This is a genomic window from Roseomonas sp. SRI_022, from assembly GCF_057586215.1.
The window spans coordinates 34,237-53,314 of sequence record NZ_JBYCZL010000020.1 but is presented as its reverse complement, the minus strand read 5'-3'; the positions used below and the strand labels follow the sequence as shown (position 1 = coordinate 53,314).

At 72.1% G+C, this 19,078-nt stretch carries 18 protein-coding genes; 3 read left to right on the top strand and 15 right to left on the bottom strand.

Translation table 11 applies throughout. The features are described 5' to 3' along the window. Positions 1-58: 58 nt before the first annotated feature. The 3 genes from der to AC2YHJ_RS18965 are packed head-to-tail and all read right to left on the bottom strand — an operon-like array spanning position 59 to position 3,416. Complete coding sequence (gene der, locus AC2YHJ_RS18975; RefSeq protein WP_487397661.1) at positions 59-1,414, bottom strand: ribosome biogenesis GTPase Der; 1,356 nt, start codon at positions 1,412-1,414, stop codon at positions 59-61. A gap of 14 nt (positions 1,415-1,428) precedes the next feature. Beyond that, positions 1,429-2,766, bottom strand: a complete 1,338-nt coding sequence (locus tag AC2YHJ_RS18970; protein ID WP_487397660.1) for an outer membrane protein assembly factor BamB family protein — start codon at positions 2,764-2,766, stop codon at positions 1,429-1,431. After that, on the bottom strand, positions 2,766-3,416 hold the full coding sequence (locus AC2YHJ_RS18965) for a tetratricopeptide repeat protein (RefSeq protein ID WP_487397659.1): 651 nt from the start codon (positions 3,414-3,416) through the stop codon (positions 2,766-2,768). The genes AC2YHJ_RS18970 and AC2YHJ_RS18965 overlap by 1 nt, the downstream gene beginning before the upstream one ends. Before the next feature lie 107 nt (positions 3,417-3,523). On the opposite strand from AC2YHJ_RS18965, the gene AC2YHJ_RS18960 reads away from it, so the two are divergent. Then, on the top strand, positions 3,524-4,090 hold the full coding sequence (locus AC2YHJ_RS18960) for a hypothetical protein (protein WP_487397658.1): 567 nt from the start codon (positions 3,524-3,526) through the stop codon (positions 4,088-4,090). Here AC2YHJ_RS18960 and AC2YHJ_RS18955 read toward each other — a convergent pair. The 10 genes from AC2YHJ_RS18955 to AC2YHJ_RS18910 all read right to left on the bottom strand — a co-directional run bounded on the left by AC2YHJ_RS18955 (position 4,061) and on the right by AC2YHJ_RS18910 (position 15,482). After that, positions 4,061-4,783 carry an SDR family NAD(P)-dependent oxidoreductase gene (locus AC2YHJ_RS18955; RefSeq protein WP_487397657.1) on the bottom strand — a complete coding sequence of 241 codons (723 nt, stop codon included), beginning with the start codon at positions 4,781-4,783 and terminating at the stop codon, positions 4,061-4,063. The two genes, AC2YHJ_RS18960 and AC2YHJ_RS18955, sit on opposite strands and share 30 nt — an antisense overlap. 175 nt (positions 4,784-4,958) lie before the next feature. Then, positions 4,959-6,419, bottom strand: a complete 1,461-nt coding sequence (gene purF / locus AC2YHJ_RS18950; protein ID WP_487397656.1) for an amidophosphoribosyltransferase — start codon at positions 6,417-6,419, stop codon at positions 4,959-4,961. Between the two features lie 13 nt (positions 6,420-6,432). Beyond that, the gene (locus tag AC2YHJ_RS18945) at positions 6,433-6,990 is read right to left on the bottom strand and encodes a CvpA family protein (RefSeq protein ID WP_487397655.1); all 558 of its coding nucleotides are present in this window, start codon (positions 6,988-6,990) and stop codon (positions 6,433-6,435) included. A gap of 33 nt (positions 6,991-7,023) precedes the next feature. Further along, positions 7,024-8,430 (bottom strand): DNA repair protein RadA, encoded by a 1,407-nt coding sequence (gene radA / locus AC2YHJ_RS18940; RefSeq protein ID WP_487397654.1) that lies wholly within the window; start codon positions 8,428-8,430, stop codon positions 7,024-7,026. Between the two features lie 81 nt (positions 8,431-8,511). Further along, positions 8,512-9,516 carry an ABC transporter substrate-binding protein gene (locus AC2YHJ_RS18935; protein ID WP_487397653.1) on the bottom strand — a complete coding sequence of 335 codons (1,005 nt, stop codon included), beginning with the start codon at positions 9,514-9,516 and terminating at the stop codon, positions 8,512-8,514. A 108-nt stretch (positions 9,517-9,624) separates the two neighbouring features. Next, positions 9,625-10,929, bottom strand: a complete 1,305-nt coding sequence (locus AC2YHJ_RS18930) for a tetratricopeptide repeat protein (protein WP_487397652.1) — start codon at positions 10,927-10,929, stop codon at positions 9,625-9,627. A gap of 78 nt (positions 10,930-11,007) precedes the next feature. Then, complete coding sequence (asnB, locus tag AC2YHJ_RS18925; RefSeq protein ID WP_487397651.1) at positions 11,008-12,762, bottom strand: asparagine synthase (glutamine-hydrolyzing); 1,755 nt, start codon at positions 12,760-12,762, stop codon at positions 11,008-11,010. A 4-nt stretch (positions 12,763-12,766) separates the two neighbouring features. Further along, positions 12,767-13,792, bottom strand: a complete 1,026-nt coding sequence (locus tag AC2YHJ_RS18920) for a glycosyltransferase (RefSeq protein ID WP_487397650.1) — start codon at positions 13,790-13,792, stop codon at positions 12,767-12,769. Then, a complete protein-coding gene (locus AC2YHJ_RS18915) occupies positions 13,789-14,559 on the bottom strand; it encodes a glycosyltransferase family 2 protein (RefSeq protein WP_487397649.1) in 771 nt (256 codons plus the stop codon). Before AC2YHJ_RS18915 ends, AC2YHJ_RS18920 begins: the two co-directional genes overlap by 4 nt. Beyond that, positions 14,556-15,482, bottom strand: a complete 927-nt coding sequence (locus AC2YHJ_RS18910; protein WP_487397648.1) for a glycosyltransferase family 9 protein — start codon at positions 15,480-15,482, stop codon at positions 14,556-14,558. Before AC2YHJ_RS18910 ends, AC2YHJ_RS18915 begins: the two co-directional genes overlap by 4 nt. Before the next feature lie 74 nt (positions 15,483-15,556). Here AC2YHJ_RS18910 and ygfZ point away from each other — a divergent pair, with 74 nt between their 5' ends. Next, on the top strand, positions 15,557-16,381 hold the full coding sequence (gene ygfZ, locus AC2YHJ_RS18905) for a CAF17-like 4Fe-4S cluster assembly/insertion protein YgfZ (protein ID WP_487397647.1): 825 nt from the start codon (positions 15,557-15,559) through the stop codon (positions 16,379-16,381). Between the two features lie 3 nt (positions 16,382-16,384). Here ygfZ and AC2YHJ_RS18900 read toward each other — a convergent pair whose 3' ends face one another. Then, on the bottom strand, positions 16,385-16,819 hold the full coding sequence (locus AC2YHJ_RS18900; RefSeq protein WP_487397646.1) for a GNAT family N-acetyltransferase: 435 nt from the start codon (positions 16,817-16,819) through the stop codon (positions 16,385-16,387). A gap of 83 nt (positions 16,820-16,902) precedes the next feature. Between AC2YHJ_RS18900 and AC2YHJ_RS18895 the strand changes: the two genes are divergently transcribed. After that, positions 16,903-17,646: a polysaccharide deacetylase family protein gene (locus AC2YHJ_RS18895; RefSeq protein ID WP_487397645.1), complete on the top strand. Its 744-nt coding sequence runs from the start codon at positions 16,903-16,905 to the stop codon at positions 17,644-17,646. Positions 17,647-17,916: 270 nt separating this feature from the next. Here AC2YHJ_RS18895 and AC2YHJ_RS18890 read toward each other — a convergent pair whose 3' ends face one another. Then, positions 17,917-19,074: a hypothetical protein gene (locus AC2YHJ_RS18890; RefSeq protein ID WP_487397644.1), complete on the bottom strand. Its 1,158-nt coding sequence runs from the start codon at positions 19,072-19,074 to the stop codon at positions 17,917-17,919. Positions 19,075-19,078 lie beyond the last annotated feature (4 nt).

Genomic DNA, 19,078 nt, shown 5'->3' with positions numbered 1-19,078 from the left:
CAATGTGCGGTTGCAGCATGCCATGCCCCGCAGGTCACACGGCGGGGCACACTGCCGGTCAGGATTCCTCGGCGTAGGGATTCCGCGTGCCGCGCAACTGCAGCCGGATCGGCACGCCCGGCATCGCGAAGGCCTCGCGGAAGGAATTCACGAGATAGCGGCGATATTCCTCGGGGATTTCCTCGGCCCGCGTGCCGAACACGGTGATGGTCGGCGGGCGCGCCTTGGTCATGGTGGCGTAGCGCAGCTTCACGCGCCGGCCATTCACCGCCGGCGGCGGATGCCGCGTCAGCGCCGATTCGAACCAGCGGTTCAGCTCCCCGGTCGCGATGCGCCGGTTCCACAGCGCATAGGTGGCGCGCACCGCCGGCATCAGCCGGTCGAGCCCGCGGCCGGTCTGCGCCGACAGCGGCACCACCGCGATACCCTTCAACTGCGCAAGCGAGGCGGTCAGCACGTCGTCGAGCTTCTGGCGCGTCGCCGTGCGCTCCTCGACCGCGTCCCATTTGTTGAAGGCGATGACGACACCGCGGCCCTCGCGTTCCGCCAGCCGCGCGATGCGCAGGTCCTGCTCGTCCATGCCGAGCAGCGCGTCGACGACGAGGATGACGACCTCCGCCTCCTTCAGCGCGCCGAGGGTCGAGGCGACGGACATCTGCTCCAGCCGTTCCTCGATGCGCGCCTTCTTGCGCATGCCGGCGGTGTCCACCAGGCGCACGCGCCCACCGGTCTCGTCGCGCCACTGCACCGCGACAGCATCGCGCGTCAGGCCGGGCTCGGGGCCGGTGATCATCCGTTCCTGCCCGATCAGGGCATTGAGCAGGGTGGATTTGCCCGCATTCGGACGGCCGACGATGGCGAGGCGCAGCGGACGCTCGGGGTCGTCGCCGGCATCCTCCTCCTCATCCTCCTCGGGCGGCTCGCCGAGCGCCTCGGCCACTGCCTCATGCAGGGCGCCAAGGCCCTCATTGTGCTCGGCGCTGACCGCGATCGGATCGCCGAGGCCGAGTTCATAGGCTTCCATCGCCGCGGCGATGCCGCCGCGCCCCTCGGCCTTGTTCGCGATCAGCAGCACCGGCAGCGAGGCGCGGCGCAGCCAGGCGGCGAAGGCGCGGTCCGACGGCGTCAATCCGCTGCGCACGTCGATGACGAACAGCACCAGGTCCGCGGCGCGCAGCGCGGCCTCGGAACTGCTGCGCATGCGCCCCGCGACGGTGTCGGGCGGCGCTTCCTCCAGCCCGGCGGTATCGACCAGCGTGACGTCGCGCCCGGCGATGCGTGCCTGCGTCTCCTTGCGGTCGCGCGTGACGCCCGGCGTGTCGTCCACGATCGCGATCTTCCGCTGCGCCAGGCGGTTGAACAGCGTGGATTTACCGACATTGGGCCGGCCCAGGATGACGACGATGGGTTGCATGGCGCCGGTGCCGCTCAGCCGCCCGACAGCGCGAGCAGCGTCGCGTCGTCGGTCGCGGCGAGCATCACCCCGCCCACGACGGCCGGCTGCAGCGACAGCCCCGCCGGCAGCGACATCCGCGCCGACACGGCACCGCTCGCCGGATCCAGCGAGACCAGTTCCGAGGCGGAAGTGCCGACCAGCAGCCGCCCGCCCGCGAGGACGGGGCTCGACAGCCCGATCCGATCCGGCGGCCGGTTGCCGCGCGGGGCCGGGCGCAGGGATGTCGCCCAGCGGACCTGCCCGGTCTCGCGTTCCAGCGCCGCCACCTGGCCGGCATCATTGGCCAGGAACACCCAGTCGCCGGCCATCCAGGCCCCTTCGGTGCCGCCCGATTCCTGTTCCCATAGGCGCCGGCCGGATCGCAGGTCCACGCAGATGGTCAGCCCGCCCATGCCGACCGCGACCACCCGGCCGCTGGCGATCGCCGGGCGCGCGCGCACCCCCGCGATATCCGACAGCGCGCCGGTGCCCGCGGCCGCGAGGCTCTCGCTCCACAGCACGCGCCCGTCGCTGGCGCGCATCGCGATCAACTCGCCGGAGGGGAAGCCCGCCACGACGATGTCGCCCTCCACCGCCGGGGTGCCGAGGCCGAGCGGGATGGTCGGGATCGCCGAGGCACGGTGCATCCACAGCCGGCGCCCGTCATCGGTGGCGAGTGCCACGAGGTGGCTGGAGACGGTCGGCACGAAGACGATGTTGCCGGCGACGGTCGGCGCGCCGCGCGCCGGGGCTGGCAAATCCACGCGCCAGCGTACCGCGCCGTCCGCGGCGTTGAGCGCCAGCAGTTCAGACAGGCCGGTGGCGACGAACAGCGTCTCGCCGCTGACGGCGATGCCGCTGCCCATCGTCCCGTCATCGTCGTTGGTGCGGTCGGTATCGCGCCGCCAACGCCGGCCACCGCCAGTGACGTCGAAGGCCGAGACCGAGCCCAGCGCGTCCGAGACATAGACAGTGCCGCTCGCTGCCACCGGGCCAGCGAGAAGTCGCCGGCGATAGGCGGTGCCGCTGCCGAAGCCGCTGCTCCACGCGCGGGCGAGGCCCGGGCCGAACGCGATGTGCCCGCCCGAATGCGCGACATCGCCGCCGGCGACCGGCCAGTCCTGGCGCGGCGCGGGCGGCGGGACCGCCACCGCAGCGCCCTGCGCCGCCGGATCGACCTGAAGGCTTCGTTCCGGGATGTCCATGACGGAGCGGCGTTCGCCGGGGAAGCGCTCGCGGCGCTCACCGAAGATGCTGTCGAAGGTCTCGCAGCCGCCGAGCAGCGCGGCGGCCCCGAGCAGCGCCCCGCGGCGCGTCATCGTCCCGCGCATCAGGAAGCGAGCCCCGAGGCGACGCGCCCGGCGCGGTCGCGAATGGCCTGCGGCGCCGTCGTGTCCTGGGCTAGGGCCTCGAGCGCGCGGCGGGCTTCGTCGCGCTGCCCGGCCTTCAACTGCACCAGGGCGGCCAGTTCGCGCGCCGAGGCGCTGTACGGCGCCCCCGGGCGCATCAGCGGCGCAAGGCGGGCATTGAGCGCGGCCGGTTCGGCGGTGTCCATCGAGCGCAGCACCCACATTAGCGAGGCGAGGTCGCGGTAGAGCGGGTCCGCCGTCGTGTCGCGGGCGACGCGGTCATACAGGGCGAGCGCGGCGTCGCGGTCGCCGACCTCGGCCTTCAGCGCCGCGGCACGCAGCAGCGCGATGATGCGGTAGCCGCCCGGCGCATCGGCGGTCAGGCCCTCGAAGCGTGTCGCCATGGCCGGCAGGTCGGCGCCCTCGGCCTCGGCGGCGCGGTGGGCGGCCATGAAGGCGGTGGCGGCGGCGGTCTCGCGGCGGGTCTCGTACCAGCGCCAGCCCTGCCAGCCGCCGACGCCGGCCACCACCAGCAGCAGCGCGGCGAGGAACGGCGTGCTGAAGCGCTGCCAGAGTTTCTGGGCGCGTTCGGCGCGGAGATCCTCCTCCACCTCGTCGAAGATGTCGGGCAAAATGCGGCACCTCTGGCTGCCGGCCGGCGCGGCCGGCCTGGAAAAGGGGGCGGAACATAGCCGCCCGTTGGCGGGGCGTTAAGCCCGTCCGGGTTTTCCTGCTCCTCATGCACCGAATCCTGTCGCCTGTCGTCCTCCTCGCGCTGGCCGGCTGCCAGGCGATCGGTGCGCCCGGCGCGCCGCTGCTGGCCATTCCCGCGGCGGTGGAAGCCGTATCCCTGCGCGCCTTCGGGCGGACCACCGGCGATTCGATCGTCTCCCTGGTGACCGGGGAGGATTGCTCGATCGCCCGGATCGGGCGCGGGGAGGCCTATTGCGGCCGGGATGACGCACCGGCGCCGCCGCCGATGTGCACCCGCAGCCTGGGCGCGGTGGATTGCTGGACGGTGCCGCCGGCGGCCTGGCCGGCTTATCGCGGCGTCGCCAACGGGCCGTCCACCCTGTCTGAGGCGCAGGAGAACAACCGCATCGGCTGGGCGCGGCGGGTGGTCCGCGCACTGGAACCCGCCCCAGCGCCCCCGCCCGAACCGCCCCAGGGCGCGGTGCCGGTGGTGGTGCCGGGGCCGGGCCATCCCGTCGCGCCCCAGGCCGGGGCGGCCGCCGCCGAGGCGGCGGCGCGCTCCCTCATCCCCGATCCGGGGCCGTCAATGGGTGCTGGCCTGCGCCAGGATTAGGGCGCCGTGCCGCGTCTCCGCCGGCTCGCACAGCGCGGCGATGGCCGGGGCGACATCCGCGGGTGCGGCGATCAACGACGGGTCCTGGCCGGGGAAGGCATTGGCGCGCAGCTGCGTCGCGACCGGGCCGGGATCGACCAGGTTGACGCGCAGCGCGCCCCCGGCGGTTTCCGCCGCCCAACCGCGGACCAGATGCTCCATCCCCGCCTTGGCGGCGCCGTAGAGGCCCCAATAGGGGGTGGGGGTGGCGGCGATCGCGTCGGTCAGCACGACGGCGCGGCCCGCTTCGGCAGCGCGCAGCGGCGGATCGCAGGTGCGGATCAGCCGCCAGCAGGCCGACAGGTTGACGGCGAGCGATTCCTCCATGTCGCGCGGCTGGATATGCGCGACCGGGGTCAGCTTCGACAGCACGCCCGCGGCATGGACCAGGATGTCGAGCCGGCCGAAGCGGGCGACGATGGACGGCCCCAGCATGTCCACATCCTGCGCGCGCTTCTGCAGGTCGAGCGGCAGCAGCGTGGCCGGCAGGCCGCCGGCGGCGCGGATCGCGTCATCCACCTCCTCGAGCCCGCCCTGGGTGCGCCCGACCAGGACGCATTGCACGCCACGGCGGCCAAGCTCGATGGCGACGGCGGCGCCGATGCCGCGGGTGGCGCCGGTGATCAGGGCGACGCGGGCAGGGGAAGTCGTCATGCGGTCCTCGATGGTGGGAAAAGGGGGATTTGGAGGGGCGCCGCCCCTCCAAGCCACCCCGCCAAGGGGCAGTGCCCCTTGGAACGCCGTTACCGGGCGCCGGGCGCGGCGGGTGTCTGAAGGAGGCTTCCGGGATCGGTGGCAATTCGGGGAGGGCGGAGCCGTCCTCCGGCCTTCACTGCCCCGCCGGCTGCAGCAGCGACAGCTGCTTCTCCGAATTGTCCTGCCAGTCGGTCAGCGGGATCGCATAATCCCCGGTGAAGCAGGCATCGCAGAAATCCGGCTTCTTCGGGTCGCGCGCCGGGCGGCCGAGCGCGCGGTACAACCCATCCAGCGAGATGAAGGCCAGGCTGTCCGCGCCGATGATGCGCGCCATCTCCTCGACGTCGTGCTTCGCGGCCATGAGCTGCGAGCGCTCGGGCGTGTCGATGCCATAGTAGCAGGAGTGCGTGGTGGGCGGGGAGGAGATGCGCATGTGCACTTCCTTCGCCCCGGCGGCGCGCACCATTTCGACGATCTTGCGCGAGGTCGTGCCGCGCACGATCGAATCATCGACCAGGATGACGCGCTTGCCTTCCAGCATCGGCTTGTTGGCCGAATGCTTCAGCTTCACGCCGAGATTGCGGATCTGGTCGGTCGGCTCGATGAAGGTGCGCCCGACATAGTGGTTGCGGATGATGCCGAGCTCGAAGGGGATGCCCGCCTCCACCGCATAGCCCATGGCCGAGGGCACGCCGGAATCGGGCACCGGCACCACGACATCCGCAGGCACGCCGGATTCGCGGGCGAGTTCCGCGCCGATGCGCTTGCGCGTCTCATAGACCGGCGTGCCCTCCATGACGGAATCCGGGCGCGCGAAATAGATGTATTCGAAGATGCAGAAGCGGCTTTCGTGGCGGCCAAAGGGCTTCACGCTGCGCACGCCGTCGTCATTGATGATGACGATCTCGCCCGCTTCGATGTCGCGCACGAATTCGGCGGACACGATGTCGAGCGCGCAGGTCTCCGACGCCAGGACATAGCCGCCATTGGCCAGCCGTCCGAGCACCAGCGGGCGGACGCCGAGCGGGTCCCGCGCGCCGATCAGCGCGCCGTTGTGCAGCGCCACCAGCGAATAGGCACCCTGCACCTGCTTCAGCGCGTCGATCAGCCGATCGAGCACGGTGGAATACAGGCTGATCGCGATGAGGTGGATGAACACCTCGGAATCCGTGGTGGACTGGAACAGGCAGCCGCGCCGCACCAGCGCGCGCTTCAGCGCCGCGGCATTGGTCAGGTTGCCGTTGTGGCCGACCGCGAAGCCGCCGAACTCGAAATCGGCATAGAGCGGCTGCACGTTGCGCAGCGCCGTCTCGCCTGTCGTCGCATACCGGTTGTGCCCCACCGCGGCACCGCCGCGCAGCGATGCGATGACCTTCGCCTCGCCGAAATTGTCGCCGACCAGGCCGAGGCCCTTATGGGCGTGGAACAGCCCTTTCTCGTCGAGCGTGACGATGCCCGCCGCTTCCTGCCCGCGGTGCTGCAGCGCATGCAGGCCGAGCGCGGTGAGCGCGGCCGCGTCGCCGCCGTTCCACACGCCGAAGACGCCGCATTCCTCATGCGGCTTGTCGTCGTCCTGGTCGATGGTGACGAGCATCGCGGGTCCTCGGTTATCGGCTGCGCGCGGGGGGACGCAGCAGGTCATCAACGGTCGGGCCACCGGGCCCGGGGGGTTCCACCAGCCGCGGCCGGTAGGCTTCGGGCATTCTTTCCACCACGCGGCGCGCGGCGTCGGCAACGATGGGAAGCCCGCGCGCATCCTTCACGGCGGTGGGCCACTTCTCCGTCTCCGGTGCGAACATCCCGGCGAGGATATAGGCAAGCACCAGCAGGAAAGCACCCCGCACCGCACCGAACACCAGGCCGAGCACGCGGTCGATGCCGCCGAGCATGGAATCCTGCACGCGGTCGGCGATCATGTTGGTGATGATCTTGAGGATCACGAGCACCACCAGGAACACCGTGCCGGTGCCGACCGCATCGGCGAGGATCGGCGGTTCCAGCCATTGCGACACATGCGGGCGCAGCGGCTCGCGCGCCAGGAAAGCCGCGCCGGCCGCGCCGATCCAGGCGCAGAGGCTCAGCACCTCCCGCACCAGGCCGCGGAAATAGGCGCAGGCGGCCGAGATCACGACCACCGCGATGAATGCAGCGTCAACCCATGTCATGGCGCCCCCCTATAGCGGCGAGCCACGCCCGCGTCACCCGCCGGCCCTGCGCGGCTTGATGGTCTGCTCTGCGAAAACCGCGACCAGATCGGCCATGTGCCCGGTCTCGGTCAGGGCGATGCCATCGGGTGCGGCGGGCGCCTTGCCGCCGCGAGCGACCCGCCGGGGCAGGGTGGCGCGGCCGAAGCCGAGCTTCGCCGCCTCCCGCAGCCGGGCCTCGGCCTGGGAGACCTGGCGGACCTCCCCGGACAGCCCGACCTCGCCGAAATAGACGCGGTCGGGGTCGGTCGGGCGGTCGGTCGCGGCCGAAACCAGGGCGGCGGCCACCGCGAGATCGGCGGCCGGCTCGGCGATGCGCAACCCACCGGCGATGTTCAGATAGACGTCGTTCTGCCCGAGGCTCATGCCGCAGCGGGATTCGAGCACGGCGAGCAGCATCGACAGCCGCCCGGAATCCCAGCCCACCACCTGCCGGCGCGGGGACCCGCCCGAAGATGGCGACAGCAGCGCCTGCACCTCGACCAGCACGGGCCGCGTGCCCTCGATCCCCGCGAAGACCGCGGAACCGGACACATTGCCGCGCCGCTCGGCGAGGAACAGGGCGGAGGGGTTGGCGACCTCGACCAGGCCGGTGCCGGTCATCTCGAAGACGCCGATCTCGTCGGTGGCGCCGAAGCGGTTCTTCACCGCGCGCAGGATGCGGAACTGGTGGCCGCGATCGCCTTCGAAATACAGCGTCGCATCGACCATGTGCTCCAGCACGCGGGGGCCGGCGAGCGTGCCTTCCTTGGTCACATGCCCGACCAGCACGATGGCAAAGCCGCGTGCCTTGGCCAGCCGGATCAGTTCCGCCGCGCAGGCGCGCACCTGGGCGACGGTGCCCGGCGCCGAATCGAGCGCGTCGAGCCACACCGTCTGGATGGAGTCGATCACCACCAGCGCGGCGTCCGCTTCCTGTTCCAGCGAGGCGACGATGTCGCGCAGCGCTGTCGCCGCCGCCAGCGCCATGGGGCTCTCGGTCAGGCCAAGCCGGGCGGCGCGCAGCCGCACCTGCTCGACCGCTTCCTCGCCGGACACGTACAGCACGCGCCGCCCGGCGGTGGCCACGCGGGCGGCGGCCTGGAGCAGGATGGTGGATTTGCCGATCCCCGGATCGCCGCCGACAAGCACGGCCGAGGCCGCGACCAGCCCGCCGCCGAGCACGCGATCCAGTTCCGCGATGCCGGTCGGGATGCGCGGCGGCGGCGCGGAATGGCCCTTCAGCCCGACGAATTCCACGCGCCGCCCGCCGCCCGCCTTGGCTGCCGGACCCGGGCCGCGCGGGGTGGGGGCTTCCTCGGCCAGCGTGTTCCACTCGCCGCAGGCGTCGCAGCGGCCCTGCCATTTCGGATAGGCCGCGCCGCAGGCCTGGCAGACGAACTGGGTCTTGTCCTTGGCCATGGGCGACTCGGGTCCAGCGTGTGGCGAGGCCCCAGGGCTAGACGATTTCCCCGCCCGCGGCACGCGCCGCCGTGCGGTCGGTCAGCGGATCACCTGATCCGCCTGCGCCACCAGCGCATCCGGAATGGCGACGCCGATCCGTTGCGCGACCTGCAGGTTCAGCACCAGTTCGCGCCGTGTGACGAATTCCACCGGCATGCCGGCCGGGCTCGTGCCCTTCAGGATGCGGTCCACCATCGCCGGGATGCGGCGCCATGTATCGGTGACGGTGGTGCCGAAGGCGACCAGGCCGCCGGCCTCGCCCATGCCGCCGGGGAACATGGCGGGCAGCTTGCGTGCCACCGCCAGCCCCGCGATCCGCGCGCGGTTCGGGAAGACGAAGGGCAGTTCGAGGACCAGCACCGCCTGGGCGCGGCCCTGCTCCATCTCGGCGAAGGCGGCCTCGAAATCCGGGGTAGGGGCCGCGGCGGTGGGCGTCGCCACCTTCACCACCTGCGGCTGCAGCCCAAGCGCCTGTGCCGCGGCGACATTGGCCCGGTCGATCGGCGCGAGGCCTGCGGCATCCGCCCCGGGGATCACACGGTCGGAAAGGATCGCCATACGCTCCAGGCTGGGCAGGATCGTGTTGAGCAGCGCGAGCTGCGCCGCCGGCTGGCCGGGATCGAGGCTGGTGACGCCGGTGACGTTGCGCCCCGGCGCCTCGATCGCCGCGACGAGGCCGAGCGCCTTCGGGTCCGTGACGATGGAGAACACGACCGGAATGGTCGTCGTGGCCCGGGCCGCCGCGACCGAGGCGGGACCGCCGAGCGTTGCGATGACATTCACGCCCTGGGCGACCAGATCGGCGGCGAGTGCCGGAAGGCGGCCCAACTGCCCCTCCGCGAAGCGCGGCTCGATCGCGATGTCGCGGCCCTCCACGCGTCCGAGGCCGGCGAAATCCTCGATCATCTTCGCGCGGATGGCATCGAAGACCGGGCCGGGAGGGCCGTTGAACAGCACGCCCAGGCGCGGCGGAGCGGCTTGCGCCCGAACCCCCTTCGACACGCCGACCGAAGCACCCGCCAGCAGCAGCATCCTGCGTTGCATCATCATCCCCTCGCTGGCTGGAACAGCCTTGAAGCCGGAAGCCGAGCGCCGCGATCGCGCTCGTGAAATCTGAAGCGGCCGTGGCGGGCCAGGAACCTGCCGGCGCGTTCAGTGCGCCGTCGGGAGGCCGGCAATCGGGATTGCCTCCGGGCCGCGCCGCCGCGCGACGAGCATCTGTCGCATGGCGTCGAGACGGCCCGCGGCCAGATAGGCCTTCAGCAGCGTGAACTCGACCAGGTCGCGCTGCGCGCGGCTTCCGCCGATCCTCTCATGCTCGGCGAGGACTGGCTCGATCTCGGCGATGGCGGCATCGAAATCACGGCGCAGGAAGGCGGCGAAGCCGCGCGACAAGGCCGGGACGACCGGGCCGGAGGGCAGGCGCCCCTGCCGCTGCATCTCCTCCATGTCCCGCAGCCGCGCTTCGAGCGCATCGCCGTCACCGTTGACGGCATCGGCCAACGCCGCATGGGTATCCGCGAAGGCGATGCCGCCACGCGGAAACATCCGGTGCGTGAAGTCATGCAGGGCCTGCCAGCGTGCGGGGTCCCGCGGATGGCCGGCGAGTTCGGCGCGCCACAGGAAGGAGACGGCGTCGGTCAGCGTGTTCAGGGCCGGTCCCCAGGACCCGCCCGGCGCGATGCTCCGGGCATAGGTGTCGAAGGCCCGAGTGGCGTCGCCGGCCTCCAGTTCGCACAGCGCGACGTGCCAGCTGATGTGGCAATGCAGCTGGCCTTCCCGCGAATAGGATTCCATCCAGGACCGCAGGAAGGCGAGCGATGCCGCCTGGTCGCCTTCCTCGTAGTACAGATGGGCGCGGATATGGGCGCCATGGGCGTTGCGCGGAACCTGCGCCATCGCGCTTTCGATCTTCGGATGCGCCGCGGCGAGCTGGCCGGTTTCCAGCAGCGCGAAGGCGTGCTGCGTATTGAACCACCAATCGTCGCCATAATGCGTCGCCAGGCCGTCGAGCAGTTCGACCTGTTCGCGTTCCCGCCCGGCGCGGCCGGAGAAGCCAATCAGGCCGAAGACCGAGGTGCAGGGGCTGAGTACCATGGCATCGCGCGGCCAGGTCGCGAGATGCTGCTTCGCGGCGGCAACGGCGGCATCACCCTGGCCCGCGAGCACCAGCCCGTAGAAGTGCATATGGCTCGCCTCGCGCGCCGGCAGGCCGGAGGACACTGCCACGCCCGCTTCCATGGCCTGCCGCGCGGCCGGGATTTCGCCTCTCAGTTGAAGGGTGCGGGCGAGGGCGGCATGGGCCAGGGCGAAGCCGGGGTCGGCCGCGATGGCGTCGCGGAAGGCGCGGTCCGGCCCCACATTCGCGGAGAGCAGCAGGTCGCACCCTTCCACATAGGCGTCCCGCGCCGCCGGGGATGCCGTGGCGAGGGCCAGCCCATATCGATCAGCCAGCATGCCGTTCCCTCCGATCTGACGGAGAAAACGTTACGATCCGCGATGAAAAGCCTGCCACAGAAATCGGCAGTGTCGATTTCAGCCGCGCAATGACTCGAACACGTCCCCCTCGGCGGGGCGCCCTTCGACATGCCGGCGGTGCCACAGCGCGTGGAACAGCAGGTGCCAGGCGGCGAAGCCCTCGCGCTTGCCGGCGGCGGCGCGGAACAGCGGCAGGATGCGGTCGGGCTTGGCAATCGCCGCCACGCCGGGCTGGGCCGCGACCAGCGGTGCCAGCCGATCGGCCGCTTCGGCGATCCAGGCGCCGACCGGCACGGTGAAGCCCTGCTTCTTGCGGAAGGGCTCGCTCGCCGGGAAGTGCTTCGCGAGCCATTGCCGCAGGATCCACTTGCCCTGCCCGTCGCGCACCTTCATCGCATCCGGCAGGCGGAAGGCCGCCTGTGCGATGCCGGTGTCGAGGAACGGCGTGCGCCCTTCCACCGCATGCGCCATCAGGCAGCGATCGAGCTTCGTCAGCAGGTCGTTCGGCAGCCAGTCGGCCACATCCAACGCCTGCGCCGCCTGCAGCCGTGTGCGGCCGGGCGTCGCTGCCGCGGCCGCGGCGGCCTCGATCCCGTCGCGCCAGAAGCGCGGCGGGCTGCGCAGCACATCCAGCCGGTCGAAGGCGCCATGGGCGCGCATCGCCTTGCCGCCCAGCCACCAGGGGCGCATCGCGGAACGATACCGGCCATAGCCGCCGAAGATCTCGTCGCCGCCCTCCCCGGACAGCACGACCTTCACATCCTGCACCGCGCGGCGGGCAAGGAACCAGGTCGGGATGATGGCGTAGTCGGCCGCCGGATCGTCCATGCAGGCGACGATCTCGGGCAGGTGGCGGAAGACGTCCTGCTGCGTCACGTTCAGCGTGACGTGGCGCGCGCCGGCCGCCGCCGCGGCGCGCGCGGCGGCTTCCCGTTCATCGGCCGCACCCGGCACGTCGAAGCCGGCGGTGAAGGCCAGCACCGGCCGGTCGTTCAGCCGCGCCATCATCGCGAGCACGGCCGCCGAATCCGTCCCGCCCGAGAGGAACATCCCGTAGGGCACGTCGCTGCGCTGATGCAGGTCCACCGACCGCTCCAGCGCGGCGTCGAGCCGCGCGAGCGCGGCCTCCTCGGTGATGGTCTCCGGCCCGCCTTCGGGGAGTGCTGTGCGGCGGCGGCGCTCGACGATGCAGCCATCGGCGATCACCACCGTCTCGCCGGGCAGCAGGCGGGTGATGCCCTCGAAGATCGTCTCGGCGCCGGTGGTGAATTGCAGCTGCAGCAATTCGTGCAGCGCGGGTTCGCGCAGGCGCGGGGTGACGAGGCCGGCGGCGATCAGCGCCTGTGCTTCCGACGCGAAGGCGATGCCGTGCGGCGTCTCGGCCAGGTAGAGCGGCTTGATGCCGAAGGGGTCGCGCGCCAGCACGACCTGGCGCGAGGCGCGGTCATGGATGGCGATCGCATACATGCCGCGCAGCGTCTCGGCGAAGGCGGCACCGTCGCGGCGGAACAGATGCAGCGGCGGCTCGCAATCCGATCCCGTCGCGCAGAGCAGCGCGTTGTCGGTGCGGAGTTCGCGGTAGTTATAGACCTCGCCATTGCCGACCAGGCTCGCCGGGCCGGCATGCAGCGGCTGGTCGCCGGTCACGAGGTCGATGATGGCGAGCCGCGTATGCGACAGCGCGACATTGCCCTGGACGTGATGGCCGTGGCCGTCCGGGCCGCGATGGGCAAGCGCGCGTGTCAGCGCGTCCAGCACGGTCGGGTCGGGGCGCGCCCCGGGTTTCAGCGCGAGGCCTGCGATGCCGCACATGGCGCTACGCCGCCTGCCGCCGCGGCGCGACCGCGGCGAGGAATTCGCGCCAGCGCGCCACCACGGCGGCCTCGGTGAAGTCGCGTTCGTAGGCTGTGCGGCCGGTCTGGGCGATCCGCGCGGCACGCTGCGGATCGGCGACCAGCGCGCCGATGCCGCGGGCCAGCGCCTCGGCATCCTCGACCGGCACCAGCAGGCCGCTCTCGCCATCAGTGATCAATTCGGATGGCCCCTGCGCGGCGGCGGCGACCACGGGACGAACCGCGGACCAGGATTCCAGCACGATGTTGCCGAGCGGCTCGTGGCGCGAGGAACAGACGAAGATGTCGCAGCCCGCGAGCAACGCACCGATATCGGACCGCCAGCCGAGGAAGGTGACGCGGTCCACGACGCCGAGGTCGCGCGCGAGGCCCTCCAGCGCGCCGCGTTCCGGGCCTTCGCCGGCGATCGACAGATGCGCGCCGGGCGGCAGCAGCGCCAGTGCGCGCAGCGCGACATCGAAGCCCTTGTTGCGGTGCAGCCGCCCCATCGCCAGCAGCCGCGTTTCGCCAGGCAGCACCGCCGGCGCCGCGCCGGCCAGGTCGGCGGCGAAATTCGGCACATAGTGGGCGCGTGCCGCCGGCCAGCCCTGCGCAGCGATCCAGCGCGCGATGTCACGCGTGTTGCCGACCAGATGGTCGCAGCGGCGATAGTATTTCAGGTCGTAGTAGCCGCCGAGCCGCCCCACCAGCGTCCAGGGCCCCTTTGGCGCGAAGCGCGCCGCGCGGTTCATCCAGGCGACCGTGACGGACGGCGCGAAGCCGTTCAGCACGCCGCGCAGACGCGGTCCCGTCAGCAGGTCGAGCGCGCCGCCGAAGCCGAGTTCGACCGGCGCCAGCCCGCCCGCGCGCAGCCGTTCGGCGCGCCCGGCATCACGGCGGATGATCGGCAGAACCTCCTCGCCCGCGGCATGCAGCGCGATGCAGAGCCGTTCATAGAAGGCTTCCGCCCCGCCCTGCGGCGCGCCGGCCATCACCTGCGCCACCCTCATCGATAGCGTTCCGGCTCTAGCGCCGCCTTCAGATAGGACAGCAACGGAAAGGCCCCGGTGCAGAGCGCCAGCAGCACGCCCCAGCCCCCTTCGCGATAGCCCCTGCGCGAGACGTAGGACTTGAACCCGCGCGAGAAGAAGCGCCGCACATTGGCGCGCAGCGTGCCGATGTTCCCGCTCGCCAGCAGGTCGGCGGCCTTGGCACTCGAATACTTGTCGAGCCGGCGCAGCATGTCGGAGACGTCGCGATCGACCAGATGCACCAGCGCGCCCCGTTCGATCTTCGCCCCTTCCTGGCCAGTCCAGTCGAGCCCCGGATGCACGCGCTGCGCGCGCCAGCGCTTCGCACCCTTGCGCGACAGGCGCGGCACCGAGGTCGTGCCGAAGGACCCTGCCCAGCCGAAGCGGATCAGCCGGTCCCCGACGTAGTTGTCGACCGGCACCTGGTGCCAGGCATGGGTGCTGGTGGCGATGGTGGTGCGGATCGCCTCGGCCAGTTCGGCGTTCACCCGCTCATCCGCATCGACTTCCAGGATCCAGTCGCCGGAGCAGGCATCGAGGCCGGCATTGCGGCGATCACCTTCCAGTTCCCAGGATCCTTCGATGATCTTTGCCCCGGCGAAGGCGGCGATCGACGCGCTGGTATCGGTGCTGCGGTCGAGCACCACCACCACCTCGTCCGCGAAGGCGACGGAGGCGAGGCAATCGGGCAGGCGCGCTTCCTCGTTGCGGGCAACGATCAGGGCGGACAGGCGAGGCGGCGTCATGCGGCGGCTTCCCGTTCTGCCCGCGCCAGCAGGGCCGATGCCTGTTCCGCGACGCGGGTCGCCGGCAGCGCGCCCATCGGCGCCGCCCCCGGCGGCCCCTTCGCCAGCACGGCGAGCGCCCGCGCGCCAACCGGGGCGTATTCCGATGCCGGGGTCGGCCCGAACAGCCCGATGGTCGGCGTGCCGGTCGCTGCCGACAGGTGCATCAGCCCCGAATCATTGCCGACGAACAGGGCACAGCGGGCCAGCACGGCGGCGGCCTCCGGCAGGTCCAACGTGCCGACCAGGTCGATCGCGCCCGGCAGCCCGGCAAGCACCGGGGCCGCCATGTCCCGTTCCTGCGCGCCCGGGCCGCCGAGCACGGCGATGCGCGCACCCTCCAGCGCCCCGCCGGGGCCGGTCAGCAGCCGCGCCAGCGTCAGGAAGCGGTCCGGTGGCCAGACCTTGCGTACCCAGTTCGCCGTCGGCCCCAGCGCCAGCACGGGGCCGCCAGCGGGCAACCGTGCCTCGGCCTTGGCGGCTTCTTCCGGCCCGAACCAGGCGACCGGGCGCGGGGCCGGGCTGATGCGAAGGGTCTGCGCGATGTGCAGCAGCCGATGCCCCGGCCGCCGGCCGCCGCGCATCACGGCGCGCCGCTTCGCCAGCAGCAGCCAGGCGATGGCCGAACCACGCAGGTCCACCACTAGGTCCCAGCGCCGGAAGGCCACCTTCGACCACAGGCCGAGCCAATGCAGCCCGAAGCGCTTCTTCTCGATCGGGATCAGCCGGTCCAGCGCGGGCATGCGGCGGAACACGCCTTCGGCCACGCGGCCGACGGCGATGGTGAAGCGCGCGTCGGGATGCGCGCCCATGAGATGGTCGATGACCCCGGTGGACAGCACCGCATCGCCGATCCGGGTCGAGGTGATGAACAGGATGCGCACGGGCGGCGCCTTACCACGCCACGGCGCCGGGGGGGAGGTTGCAGCGCGGGCCGATCCGCCTCAACTGTTGATGCATGTCAATCGCCCTGCTCCCCGACCGAGGCGTGCTGGAAGTGGCCGGACCCGACCGGGTGGCCTTCCTCCAGGGCCTGGTATCCAACGACGTGGCCGCGATCCCTGCCGGGGAAGCGGCCTGGACCGCGCTGCTGACGCCACAGGGCAAGTGGCTGGCGGACTTCTTCGTCATCCCCGCGGGCGAGGTGCTGCTGCTGGATGTCGAGCGTGCCCAGGCGGCCAGCCTGGCGCAGCGCCTGTCGCGGTTCCGATTGCGGTCCAAGGTGACGCTGCGGGACGCCTCGGACGAATGGCGCGTCCATGCGGCCTGGGGCGCGCCGCCGGTCGCGGTTGGCGTGGTGGCGCGCGATCCAAGGCTGGACGGGGCAGGGTGGCGGGTGTTGTCCCCGGCGCCGCTCGCCACCGATGCGACGGAAGCCGACTTCGACCGCCACCGCCTCACCCTTGGCCTGCCGGACGGGTCGCGGGACATGGAGGGGGAGAAGTCCGTCCTGCTCGAGGGCGGCTTCGACGAGCTGAACGGCGTCTCCTGGTCCAAGGGCTGCTACATGGGGCAGGAGCTGACGGCGCGGACGCGCTATCGCGGCCTGCTGAAGCGGCGGCTGGTGCCGGTCGATGTGGAAGGGCCGCTGCCCGCCCGCGGCGCGGCGCTGACCGATGCGGCCGGTGCGGAGGTCGGCGAGATGCGATCCGGCCGGGACGGGCAGGGGATGGCACTCCTGCGCCTTGATGCGCTGGATCGCGCGCCCTTCCGTGCCGGTGAGGCCACGTTGACGCCACGCATTCCCGCCTGGATGCGCCTGCCGGCGCGCGAGGAGGCATAGGCGTCAGGCCAAGCGCTTGCGCAGGAAGGCGCGCTGCTGCGCCCCTGGGTAGCCCTCCAGCACCCCGAAGCGTTCGTAGCCGAGGGCGAGATAGAAGCCCTCCGCCTGGAAGGTTTCGAGCCAGGCGGCGTGGCAGCCCCAGGCGCGGGCCTGCGCCTCGGCGCGTTCCATCAGCCGCCGCCCGGTGCCCTGACCACGCAACGCGGCATCCACCCAGGCGGCATCGATGAACAGCCAACCCCAGCTCGTCACCGCCGAGATGCCGGCCAGCAGCCGCCCGTCGGCATCGCGCAGCGCGAGGCCGAAGCGGCGCGCGTCATAGGGGACGGTCTGCCCGTGGAAGGCATGGATCTGCCGGGCGAGCTCGGCCCGGAAGGTGGGCTCGGGGTCTTCGACCAGGGTCAGGACGGTGCCTTCGGGCCAGTCATCGGTGTCCATGAACGGGATCATCGACCAGGCTTGGCGCCGATGCTACGCGTCCGGCCGCGATGGACCTGGATCCGCCCCCGTGCCGCTGCTGTGTGCCCGCCATCGGCCGGCGCGGCGCGCTGGTTGCGGCCGTCACGCTGGCCGCGCGGCCAGCGCGGGCGGAGGCGCATCTCTCACCGCGGCTGCGCCTCGCCCCGCTGCCCGGCGCGCCGCCCCGCGTGGCGCTGACGCTCGATGCCTGTTCCGGCCATGCGGATCTGCGCGTCATCGGCGGGCTGGTGCGGCTGGGCCTGCCGGCCACGATCTTCGTCACCGGGATCTGGCTGCGCGCCAATCCCGACACGGTCGCGCTGCTGCGCGGACGGCCGGACCTGTTCACCCTGCAGAACCACGGCGCGCGCCATGTCGCGGCGGTGCTTGGCGCCGGGCGGCTCTACGGCGTGCCGGTCGCCGGCACGATCGAGGCGGTGCGCAGCGAGGTCACGGGCGGTGCCGCCGCCATCCTCGCCACCGGCGCGCCTGCGCCGACGTGGTTCCGTGGCGCCACCGCGCTCTACAGCCCTGACGCGCTCGCCGAGATCCGCGCCACGGGCCTGCGCGTCGCCGGCTACTCGGTGAACGGCGATGAGGGCGCGTCGCTGCCGGCATCCCGCGTGGCGGCCCGCATCGCTGCGGCGCGCGACGGCGACGTGATCATCGCCCACACCAACCACCCCGAACGCCCGAGCGGCCTCGGCGTCATCGAGGGTGCCGCGGGGCTGGCTGATCGGGGCTTCCGGTTCGTGCCGCTCGACGCCGGACCCGTCGAGGAAGCCGACGCGCCATCGCGCGTGTGATCGCGGCGCTCATCTCTCCTTGACGCATGGCCCGGCAAACTGTGCCGGTCATGCCGAGCATCCCCGCCGCGTGGCAGGCGCTGCTGCCATCCCCTCCGGCAGCGGCAGCCCAGCGAGCGCCAAAGCATCGCGACTTCAAGCTGGCGCTGGCGCGCGCCACGCCAGCCGTCGCCCTGCGGCCCTGGGAGGCGCAGCCCAACGCCACCTTCCGGCACCGCATCGCCGAGGCTGAACATGGCCGGCGGGTGGATGCCAGGCGGCACTGCCGCCTCAGCGGCTCGCCTCCAATTGCAGCCCTTCTTCAGTCATCCGGGCCTCGATCCGGGCGTCACCGAGCAGCATCGTCCCGCCGAGCGGTGCTTCCGCCTGGGCGCCGATGTCCGGTCGCCTGAGCCGCACCTGCGTGACCGCCACACCCATCGGCAACCGAAGGACAACCCTGCCGGGAACCGGGAGATCGGCTTCGGGAAGCTCGATCGCATCCCCGGGCTGGCTCACCTCCACCCGCACCACGGCATCGCCGTTCAGCCAACCGTTGTACCGGTCGATGATGGGGCCGCTGCGGAGGGCGAAGCGCGCCCTCACCGTCACGCCGTCGGCGTCCAGCCCGACCCGCACCGCTGAGGCATGCGCCGCGTTGCGCGGTTCGAACCGGGCGTCGAGGAAGCGTTCGTCCGGCGCCAGGCGGTAGACCACGCGCGCATAGCTCCGGTCGGTCGGCAGGATACCGTGCTCGGACAGGGTCTGTGAGATCGTCTGGCGTCGTTCCAGCGTGGCCATGTGGGGCATGGTGACCACCGTGGCCTGAATACGCTGCGCCGCGGGCGGCGGCGGGGGCGGGGGGCGCACCAGCACCGCGATCTGGCTGCGGTCAACCGCGGGTGCGCCGCGCGACATCACCTTGACCGAGAGCAGATGCAGCCCCGGCACGGCCAGCACGTAGGTCTGGCAGGCGGACACGCGAAGCCCCTGCGCCCCCTGACTGGTGAAGGCCTCGCGCCCCTGGCAACTGGCATCGCTGTCGAGCGGGCCGGCACGGTGGTCGGGGCGCGGGCCGCCCATCGTCCATGCGGCGTAATCGGCGCCCGGCGCCTCCACGGTGCAGGAGATGGAGGTTCCCGCCACGACGCTTGGCAGCAGAAGCGGGCCGCCATCCTCGGGCAGGCCGGATGCCATGGCACCCGCGCCGAACATCGCGATGGCTGGCGCTTCGGCCTCGGACAGCGCGTGCGGGTCGCCCACGGCCTGGCAGCGGATGGACTGCACGAAGGGCGGGTACCCCGCGCTGATCGCGAGCAGGAGGTACTGCGCCCCAAACACGGCGACGCCGCCGAGGAAGGCGCCGGCCGTCGCGATCAGGGTCGAGCGGACCCAGATGCGCCGCATCCGCGCTGCGCGACTGTCGTCCTCCTCCTCCTCCGCGGCCACGTCG

Bases quoted from the DNA above. Each gene is read 5' to 3' on its own strand.
- radA (WP_487397654.1), bottom strand. From the start codon at position 8,430: ATGGCCAAGGACAAGACCCAGTTCGTCTGCCAGGCCTGCGGCGCGGCC.
- AC2YHJ_RS18935 (WP_487397653.1), bottom strand. From the start codon at position 9,516: ATGCAACGCAGGATGCTGCTGCTGGCGGGTGCTTCGGTCGGCGTGTCG.
- AC2YHJ_RS18955 (WP_487397657.1), bottom strand. From the start codon at position 4,783: ATGACGACTTCCCCTGCCCGCGTCGCCCTGATCACCGGCGCCACCCGC.
- ygfZ (WP_487397647.1), top strand. From the start codon at position 15,557: ATGTCAATCGCCCTGCTCCCCGACCGAGGCGTGCTGGAAGTGGCCGGA.
- AC2YHJ_RS18930 (WP_487397652.1), bottom strand. From the start codon at position 10,929: ATGCTGGCTGATCGATATGGGCTGGCCCTCGCCACGGCATCCCCGGCG.
- AC2YHJ_RS18970 (WP_487397660.1), bottom strand. From the start codon at position 2,766: ATGCGCGGGACGATGACGCGCCGCGGGGCGCTGCTCGGGGCCGCCGCG.
- asnB (WP_487397651.1), bottom strand. From the start codon at position 12,762: ATGTGCGGCATCGCAGGCCTCGCGCTGAAACCCGGGGCGCGCCCCGAC.
- AC2YHJ_RS18920 (WP_487397650.1), bottom strand. From the start codon at position 13,792: ATGAGGGTGGCGCAGGTGATGGCCGGCGCGCCGCAGGGCGGGGCGGAA.
- purF (WP_487397656.1), bottom strand. From the start codon at position 6,419: ATGCTCGTCACCATCGACCAGGACGACGACAAGCCGCATGAGGAATGC.
- AC2YHJ_RS18900 (WP_487397646.1), bottom strand. From the start codon at position 16,819: ATGGACACCGATGACTGGCCCGAAGGCACCGTCCTGACCCTGGTCGAA.
- der (WP_487397661.1), bottom strand. From the start codon at position 1,414: ATGCAACCCATCGTCGTCATCCTGGGCCGGCCCAATGTCGGTAAATCC.
- AC2YHJ_RS18945 (WP_487397655.1), bottom strand. From the start codon at position 6,990: ATGACATGGGTTGACGCTGCATTCATCGCGGTGGTCGTGATCTCGGCC.
- AC2YHJ_RS18915 (WP_487397649.1), bottom strand. From the start codon at position 14,559: ATGACGCCGCCTCGCCTGTCCGCCCTGATCGTTGCCCGCAACGAGGAA.
- AC2YHJ_RS18960 (WP_487397658.1), top strand. From the start codon at position 3,524: ATGCACCGAATCCTGTCGCCTGTCGTCCTCCTCGCGCTGGCCGGCTGC.